4 protein-coding genes are annotated in these 4,444 nt (G+C 36.3%); 1 reads left to right on the top strand and 3 read right to left on the bottom strand.

Features of this window, described 5'->3' with window-relative positions:
* Positions 1-401 precede the first annotated feature (401 nt).
* Genes KIT27_12200 through KIT27_12210 form a run of 3 tightly spaced genes read right to left on the bottom strand, consistent with a single transcriptional unit; the run spans position 402 to position 2,543 of the window.
* On the bottom strand, positions 402-1,154 hold the full coding sequence (locus tag KIT27_12200) for a ChbG/HpnK family deacetylase (protein ID MCW5590407.1): 753 nt from the start codon (positions 1,152-1,154) through the stop codon (positions 402-404).
* Positions 1,151-1,576, bottom strand: coding sequence for a GtrA family protein (locus KIT27_12205; GenBank protein MCW5590408.1), 426 nt, complete (start codon positions 1,574-1,576; stop codon positions 1,151-1,153). Before KIT27_12205 ends, KIT27_12200 begins: the two co-directional genes overlap by 4 nt.
* Positions 1,563-2,543, bottom strand: coding sequence for a glycosyltransferase family 2 protein (locus KIT27_12210; protein ID MCW5590409.1), 981 nt, complete (start codon positions 2,541-2,543; stop codon positions 1,563-1,565). The genes KIT27_12205 and KIT27_12210 overlap by 14 nt, the downstream gene beginning before the upstream one ends.
* A gap of 157 nt (positions 2,544-2,700) precedes the next feature.
* On the opposite strand from KIT27_12210, the gene KIT27_12215 reads away from it, so the two are divergent.
* Entirely contained in the window at positions 2,701-4,380 is a 1,680-nt protein-coding gene (locus tag KIT27_12215; GenBank protein MCW5590410.1) for a glycosyltransferase family 39 protein, read from the top strand.
* The last annotated feature ends 64 nt before the right edge of the window (positions 4,381-4,444 follow it).

Genomic DNA, 4,444 nt, shown 5'->3' on the forward strand with positions numbered 1-4,444 from the left:
GATTAAAAAATTAAATGAGAAAGCCAGCGTTTAGCTGGCTTTCGGTGACACGCAATAACACTCCATGTTATTGGGGGAGAAAGATCCGTCATGATTTGGGGGATAAACCACTAGGATCATTTAGCTGTAGTGTGTGCTGAGGTTGCTGGTTTTTGAGGAGGAGAGACGTAAATTCAATGGGAATATTCCTTGAGTAGGCAAAGAATCCCAGTGGGTTTTCTCGATAGGAAAAATTTGGTGTGACAAAATCACCTTGCTGATTACCCGTAAACATATTTTTATCCCTACACTGTTTTTAAAAGTCATTATTCTGTTCTTATTTTTAGTGTAGTCCATATTTTGAAAATACCAAGTTTGCTTTATAAAGTACTAAAAGATTTTTGTGCATACCAAAATTCGTACTACACAATTATTTGCTGCAGATGGCAATCGTTTAAAAATTGATCGCTATTAAAATAATTAAATTCTTGGACGCGGGCGTGAGCAATCGGATCAGCTTTATCAATACTGGCGAGTCCTGGATGACACATAATTAATCCATGCGCAGAAACTTGCGTTAAAAATTGCGGAAATAATTTAGAATAATTTTGACTGAAATCATAGACTCCAGCAAAAGAAGTATTATGCGAAATATCAAATTTTTTTAACAGTTTTGCAAAAGTATTGGCACCCGTTAAACGAATTATTTTAGATTTTAAACGACCATCTTCGGGTCGTGCCAAACGTACCATAATAGATTTTTTTTTTGCATAATCAAGAATAACATTTCTAATGATAGGGAGTTGATGAATGTGCTGATGACCATCAATAAAATCAGGATAAAATCCCATGATGTTATTGAATTGTTGAAGCTGTTCAGTAAAAGAAGCGACGATCACCGAGTTATTGATTAAATGTATGTGGGATAAAAATAATAAATTAATAAGTGAGAATTTTTTAGGATATAGGGGGAAATCCTGGGTTAAATTAAAATGCAAACCAATTTTAAGATTAGGATGGAATCGCTTTAATTGCGCGCCATATTCTGGCCAGTAGGGCGAATTGGTCATGCAGCTTACCGCAGAAAGTCGTTTTTTTTCGACAAGTTGTAAAATTCCCTTAGAAATTTCGCAGTTTTGAGCAAAATCATCGGCACACAAAATAATTTTTTTCACAGTGATTTCTCGGAGATGTGAGTAAATGCCCAAAATTTACTTAACAAAAAAGTCAGTGGCGGGACAATAATTAAAACTAGCAATAATGCAAGTGCGTAGAATAAATGAAAGTCATAAAGAAAAATATAAAATAACGTTTCATTTAAAATAAAACTTAGCGCTGCTACCACAAAAAACTTAAACAGCGATTGATGAAGAGAATGCTCTGCCGTATTAAATGTCCACCAGCGATGACCAAAATAGCTGACATTAAAAGCAATAATAAATGCAAATAGATTAGCAAACAGTGGAGGTATCGCGAATGTGGAAACTAATAAAATAACTACAGATAAATGAATTAATGCTGCAAGTGAGCCCACAATACCAAATTGGATAATTTGCACAGGTAATTTTTTAGTGGAAATTAAATTATTCATTTTCATAATCAGTATCATTTTTTTCGAAACCAATTTTCTGGTCAATAAAATATTTAGGGCGGTGTTTTACTTCATCAAAAATGCGGCCAATATATTCCCCCAGAATGCCAATCGATAATAATTGAATACCACCAAAAAACATCACAGCAACCGTAATAGTGGCAAAACCTGGAACATCAACGCCAAACAGTAAGGTTTTAATTAAAATAAATAGAGCATAGGTAAAGGAAATGGCTGAAATAATCAATCCAATAATTCCCCAGGCACGCAAAGGGATACTGGAAAAAGAAGTAATGCCGGTGATGGCTAATTCTAATAATTTACGAAAATGCCACGAACTTTGCCCCGCTTTACGTTCTTCCGCAGTATAAGGAATACCAATAGTCTTAAAGCCCACCCAGGCATATAATCCCTTCATAAACCGATGATATTCACGGCACTGGTTAATCGCATTAACGACATTACGATTTAATAAACGAAAATCTCCAGCGTTGGCAGGGAGTTGAGTTTGGGTAATTTTTTGCATTAACGCATAAAAGGCCTGTGTAAATTTGCGTTTTAAATACGACTCATGTTCGCGATTATCGCGTATACCATACACCATATCATTGCCGTCTGCCCAATGCTGTAGAAACGTGGGAAGGTATTGCAAGGGGTGTTGAAAATCGCAATCGATGATAATAATAACATCGCCTTTGGCATGCTCTAAGCCAGCAGTAATCGCGATTTCTTTGCCAAAATTTCGCGAAAAACTCAAAATTTTAATCGGAAACGTGCGAGCCAAAGCCAGCGTATCATCCTTAGAGCCATCATCAATTACAATGATTTCAAAATGATGAGTTAAGTCCTCTAAGGAAGCAATTAGTGCAGGTAAAAAATCTCCAATTACCGCTTGCTCGTTATGAGCCGGTACCAGCGCACTGATAAAAACCGTTTTATTAGCAAGTTGTTGGGATCGAGTGGAGTTATTCATGGTGTTACTCTGAAATCCAGTACACGGATTATACCGAAGTTGGGTTAGAATGCGAAGCGAAACCCTCTTAAATTCATCTCAGTAAGTGGCGTTAGTATACAGATTGTGATGTCGCAAAAAATCAGTTAGGATGGCGAAAATTTTATTCTTGGGGTTTATGTTGAAAAAAATCTACTGCTATCCACTCGCATTTTTTGCATTATGCGTAATATTTTTTTCATTATTAGCGGCACGTCCTCTCGATAATCCCGATGAAGGCCGATATTCCAATATTCCCTTGCACATGGCGTTGTATAATCAATATGTCACTCCTCGCGTGAATGGCTTGCCTTTTTTAGATAAACCGCCTTTCTTTTTTTGGGTTGAAGCAATCGCCATTAAACTTTTAGGCAGCAAAATTTGGGTTTTTCGTTTTGTTCCAGCACTATTTGCTTTACTCGGTTGTTTATTAACCTATTGGTTTGCCTCGACGATATTTGATCGCGAAACTGGTTTTCTCAGTGGTTTAATGCTCGCTACCAATCCACTCTACATTGGCGGTGCTTATTACGTGAATGTGGATATGACGGTTGCCGTGCTTATTGCTGCAAGTTTAATGTGTTTTTTAGTTGGAATAGGGGCGGAAAATAAAAATCTTCCTTCCGCTAAACCATTATTGCTCTACTCAGCGTATGCTCTAGCGGCGTTGGCGACGCTCACTAAAGGATTAATTGGCATTGTATTTCCGATGTTAATTATTGGTACCTGGATTTTATTCACGCGTCGATGGGCCATTCTTAAACAAATGCGTTTAGTCACGGGTCTGCTTTTATACAGTATTATTACCATTCCCTGGTTTGTATTAGTCACTTTAGAAAACCCAGGATTTTTACATTATTTTTTTATTTACGAGCAATTTGATCGGTTTTCTCAAAGTGGATTTAATAATCAAATGCCGTGGTTTTTCTATGTGATGGCTTTGCTTATTGGACTTTTTCCCTGGAGTGTCTTATTTTATCCGACGCTTCGCATGCAAATACGCGACTATAAAAAACATGCCTATTTAATTATTTGGTTTTTAGCCACGCTGATTTTTTTCTCCATTCCAAAATCTAAAATTATTTCTTACATTTTGCCAGCAGTTTTTCCGTTTGTGATATTACTGGCCTGTTTTGCCAGACAATCCTGGCAAAAGCATCCGCAAAAATTATATTGGAGCTATTACCTAATTCCTGCAATTTTGCTGATCTTAAGCATAGCAGGTTATATGATAGGGTTAGTAGATCCCTCACCTAAACTTGTCCTTTATAAGGATTTACTGTTTTATGCCTCCTTGTTTTTATTGGGTTTGAGTTTATTATCTTATGGCAGCTATCGCCTATTAACGCCATTTTCTGCAATTATTGTAACCGCCATGGGGAGTGCATTATTAACTCTGGGTGGAATTGCACTTGCTCCGCGGTTTACCCATGATTCAAACTTTGTCTTGGCTGAGAAAATAAAAACTCAAGTTGCTAAACAGGATGATTTATTTTTATATAAAAATTATCTTTTTGATTTGCCAGTTTATTTGCAGCGTAATTTAATCATCATTAATAACTGGAACGAAATTTCAGCAACTGAAGATTCTTGGCAGGGTCATTTTAAGCAAGCTTATCATTTACCGGAAGGCAAAGCGCTATTAATTACACCGTCGCAATTTTGGTTACGGTGGAAAAATACTAAAATAGCTTATTTATTAATTGATTGGAATGACTATCAGTTAAATAAAAATCGATTGCACAACGATGAAATTATTTTAAATGACCAAGGTTGGGTGTTGGTTAAGAATAAGAGAAGCGAAAGTGACACTTTGTAAGCCTGGTCTTCATAAACTTTAAGCATAAGACGGCAGATTAAAATTACATTTTTCATGATAATAC

It is taken from the genome of Legionellales bacterium, from assembly GCA_026125385.1.
GTDB lineage: Bacteria > Pseudomonadota > Gammaproteobacteria > JAHCLG01 > JAHCLG01 > JAHCLG01.

Coding starts and splice junctions, on each gene's coding strand:
- KIT27_12205 (MCW5590408.1), bottom strand. CDS start 1,576: ATGAAAATGAATAATTTAATTTCCACTAAAAAATTACCTGTGCAAATT.
- KIT27_12210 (MCW5590409.1), bottom strand. CDS start 2,543: ATGAATAACTCCACTCGATCCCAACAACTTGCTAATAAAACGGTTTTT.
- KIT27_12215 (MCW5590410.1), top strand. CDS start 2,701: ATGTTGAAAAAAATCTACTGCTATCCACTCGCATTTTTTGCATTATGC.